This window comes from Brevundimonas sp. P7753, assembly GCF_013386595.1.
GTDB classification, from domain to species: domain Bacteria; phylum Pseudomonadota; class Alphaproteobacteria; order Caulobacterales; family Caulobacteraceae; genus Brevundimonas; species Brevundimonas bullata.
The window spans coordinates 1-469 of record NZ_JACARP010000227.1; the positions used below are offsets into that span (position 1 = coordinate 1).

Below are 469 nucleotides of genomic sequence, written 5' to 3' on the forward strand. Positions count from 1 at the left end.
GATCAGGGGAAGGGGAGGCCAGGCGGGCGCGGCCGTCATGGCTGCGTCCAGCGAGGGCGTCTCGGCGGCCTCGTCCTCTACGAGCGGCGCATCCAGAATCGGCGCGCTGTCCTCACCCCGCGTCTTCAGCGACGGAGCGACAGCCGCGACCAGACTGGCGAACAGGCCGCTGTCCGCCGCCGTTTCCACGGATGCGGATGCGCCGACCGGGGCGGTCGGGGCGATCAGGGACATGACGCTGAGCGCGGACATGAGAGGCGATAGGGCTTTCGCTGGGTGGGCGGCGCCTACTGCGCTCAGATGGTTCGAACGGCACGGCGCAAGCTCCGGGCCAAGTCAGTGGAGCAAATACAAGTCGTTGAAAAACAACAACCTATACTGATTTCAGCATGGGTTTCGGCGCCCTTTGCGCCCGGCGCTTCTTGCCGCGCCGCTACGTTTTTGCCGGGCGACCCGGACCGACGCGCGC

The 469-nt window shown here is 67.4% G+C and carries 1 protein-coding gene; it reads right to left on the bottom strand.

Features of this window, described 5'->3' with window-relative positions; translation table 11 throughout:
• Window positions 1–252, bottom strand: a 252-nt coding sequence (locus HX774_RS19285; protein WP_178829018.1) for a hypothetical protein, incomplete at its 3' end; no start/stop codon positions are given.
• Between the last annotated feature and the right edge of the window lie 217 nt (window positions 253–469).